The organism is Hyphomicrobium sp. (genome assembly GCF_020852195.1).
In the GTDB taxonomy this organism is placed as follows: Bacteria; Pseudomonadota; Alphaproteobacteria; order Rhizobiales; family Hyphomicrobiaceae; genus Hyphomicrobium_C.
In genome coordinates this window covers 1-2,906 of the sequence record NZ_JADZBI010000079.1, presented here as the reverse complement: position 1 = coordinate 2,906, position 2,906 = coordinate 1, and the positions used below count along the sequence as shown (strand labels likewise).

Here is a 2,906-nt window from a genome sequence, read left to right as displayed (position 1 = left end):
TGCTGATGGAGATGGGCGCCCAGTACGGGCAGGGTTTCCTGTACCGCGCGCCGCACCCGCTCGACGCCGGCGCGGAGGATCCGCCCGACGCCCGCCCCGCCAGCGTCGCCTGACCCAAGCGCCCGCCGGCGCCCCATGCACGCAGGATCGCCCGGCGAAGCGCCACGGCAGCGCGATCACCACTGACCGGCGACGATCTTCTCCGCGAGCAGCAGACCGAGGATGGTCTTGGCCTCGACGATGCGCCCGGTGCGCGCCCAGTCCACCGCAGTGGCGAGCGGCAGCGTGATGACCTCCAGGAATTCGCCTTCGTCGAGCCGGTGCCCCACGTGCTCCAGGCCGCGCGCGAGATACAACTCGACACGCTCGTCCGAGTAGGCGACCACGGGATAGAGCGTCGTGAGGTGGCGCCAGTCGCGCGCCGTGTACCCCGTCTCCTCCAGCAACTCCCGTCTGGCCGTCTGCAGGGCATCCTCGCCGGGATCGATCTTTCCGGCCGGCAGCTCGTACACGTGGCGCCGCAGCGGGTGCCGGTACTGTCGTTCGAGAAGGACGGTGTGCTCGTCGGGCATGGCGAGCATCATCGCCGCCCCGGGATGGACGATGTACTCTCGCCGTCCGGTCGCACCGTCCGGGAGCCTGACTTCGTCTTCGTTCACGTGCAGGAGGCGGCCGCGGTAGACGGTGCGCGAAGACAGCGTGGTCTCGGTGAAGTCGCGGTCTTTCATCGTCGTCACCGCCGGCGAAGGCCGGGCGCAGCACTCGCCCCGCCAACCCTGCCCGCCCGCCTCGACATGCCGCAGGCGCGCACGACCGCGGGCGTTCCGGGCCCGAGCGCGATCAGAACGACTGCCGGATGGAGGCGATGCAAAGCGCCATCAGCGGCTGGGGCACGATGCCCAGCACGAGAACGGCGAGGCCGTTCACGCTCATCACGAGGCGCATGTCCGGCTGCGGCAGGATCGGCGTGACGTCGCGCGCCGGCTCGAAGTACATGAGCTTGACGATGCGCAGGTAATAGAACGCACCTATCACGGAGAACAGGACGGCCGCGACGGCGAGCCAGAGATACCCTGCATCCACGACGGCCTGCAGCACGGACAGCTTGGCGTAGAACCCGACGGTGGGCGGCACCCCCGCCATGGAGAACATCACCAGGAGCATCAGGAAGGCATACCACGGGCTGCGCTGCGACAGCCCGCGGAAGTCGTCCAGGCTGTCCGCCTCGTAGCCATCGCGCGCGAGCAGCAGGACCATGCCGAAGCCGGCGAGGCTCGTGAGCACGTAGACGACGACGTAGAACATGGACGCCCCGTAGCCTACGACGTCCGCGGCGATGACGCCGAGCAGCACGAAGCCCATGTGCGAGATCGTCGAGTACGCCAGCATCCGCTTGATGCTCGTCTGGGCGATGGCCGTGATGTTGCCCAGGGCCATCGACGCAAAGGCCATGATCACCAGCATCATCTGCCAGTCGAACGCGAGATTCTCCAGGGCCGCAACGAGCAGCCGCATCACGAGCGCGAACGCGGCCAGCTTGGGCGCCGTACCGATGAAGAGCGTGACGGCGGTCGGGGCGCCCTGGTAGACGTCCGGCACCCACATGTGGAAGGGGACGGCACCGAGCTTGAAGCCGATCCCGGCCACGACGAACACGAGCCCCATGCCGAGCAGGAATGCCTGTCCGGTATCGAGCCGCGCCACCGCCGCCGCGATGCTGCCCAGCTCCATTTCGCCAGTCGCGCCGTAGATCATGGACATGCCGTAGAGCAGCATCCCCGACGCGAGCGCCCCGAGGACGAAGTACTTCATGGCGGCCTCGGTGGCGTTCGTCGAATCCCGCTGCAGCGCCACCATCGAGTAGAGGGAAAGCGAGAGCAACTCCAGCCCCAGATAGAGCAGCAGCATGTGGTTCGCCGAGACCATCACCATCATGCCGAGCGTGGCGAAAAGCGCCAGGACGAAGAGCTCGCCGCGATACATGCCTCGCGCCGCGACGTAGGCGCGCGAGTAGACGAGCATGACGGCGACGGCGACGCACACGAAGATCTTCAGCACGTCGGACATCATGTCGTCGATGAACATGCCGTTGAACGTCACGACCGTGGGCTCGCCCAGCCCGCAGCCGGCCAGCACCGCGGTGGCAGCAAGCGTGCACAGCGTGGCGAGATAGGTCACCCAGCGGAAGTCGTCGCTGATGAACAGGTCGACGAGCAGCAGCGCGCACGCCGCGATCAGCAGGAAGATCTCGGGCGCGGCGGGCGCCAGATCCGGAATCATGTAGCCCACGTTGGTGGTTCCTCTGATCAGGGCAGCTTGCTGCGCGCGACGTGCGCGAGCAGATCATTCACCCCGACGTGCAGGACATCGGTGAACGGGGCGGGATACAGCCCCATGAACAGCACGCAGAAGGCCAGGACGGCGAGGAACAGGATCTCCCGGCCCCCGACGTCCTCCAGCGCCGCGACGTGGTCGTTCGCCACCGCACCGAAGATGACGCGCTTGTACATCCAGAGCGTGTACGCGGCACCGAGCATCAGCGTGGTCGCGGCGAGCGCGCCGTACCAGAACTCGACCTTCACCGCGCCCATGATCACCATGAACTCGCCGACGAAGCCGCTGGTTCCCGGCAGGCCGGCATTCGCCATGGCGAACAGCATGAAGAAGGCGGCGAAGATCGGCATCCGGCTCACGACGCCGCCGTAATCGGCGATCTGGCGGGAGTGCATCCGGTCGTACAGCACGCCGACGCACAGAAAGAGGGCACCGGAGATGAAGCCGTGAGACACCATCTGCACGACGGCGCCTTCCATTCCCGCGGGATTGAACAGGAAGATCCCGAGCGTCACGAACCCCATGTGCGAGATCGACGAGTACGCGATCAGCTTCTTCATGTCCGTCTGCAC

General features: G+C 66.9%; 3 protein-coding genes. All 3 read right to left on the bottom strand.

The annotated features are described in order from the left end of the window. Positions 1-176 precede the first annotated feature (176 nt). Positions 177-728 carry an NUDIX hydrolase gene (locus IT540_RS06105; protein WP_291174506.1) on the bottom strand — a complete coding sequence of 184 codons (552 nt, stop codon included), beginning with the start codon at positions 726-728 and terminating at the stop codon, positions 177-179. Positions 729-840: 112 nt separating this feature from the next. After that, on the bottom strand, positions 841-2,280 hold the full coding sequence (nuoN, locus tag IT540_RS06100) for an NADH-quinone oxidoreductase subunit NuoN (RefSeq protein WP_291174508.1): 1,440 nt from the start codon (positions 2,278-2,280) through the stop codon (positions 841-843). 26 nt (positions 2,281-2,306) lie between these two features. Then, positions 2,307-2,894: a proton-conducting transporter membrane subunit gene (locus tag IT540_RS06095; protein WP_291174504.1), complete on the bottom strand. Its 588-nt coding sequence runs from the start codon at positions 2,892-2,894 to the stop codon at positions 2,307-2,309. Positions 2,895-2,906 lie beyond the last annotated feature (12 nt).

Excerpts from the sequence above, each read along its gene's own strand:
- IT540_RS06095 (WP_291174504.1), bottom strand. The coding sequence starts at position 2,894 with ATGAAGAAGCTGATCGCGTACTCGTCGATCTCGCACATGGGGTTCGTG.
- IT540_RS06105 (WP_291174506.1), bottom strand. The coding sequence starts at position 728 with ATGAAAGACCGCGACTTCACCGAGACCACGCTGTCTTCGCGCACCGTC.
- nuoN (WP_291174508.1), bottom strand. The coding sequence starts at position 2,280 with ATGATTCCGGATCTGGCGCCCGCCGCGCCCGAGATCTTCCTGCTGATC.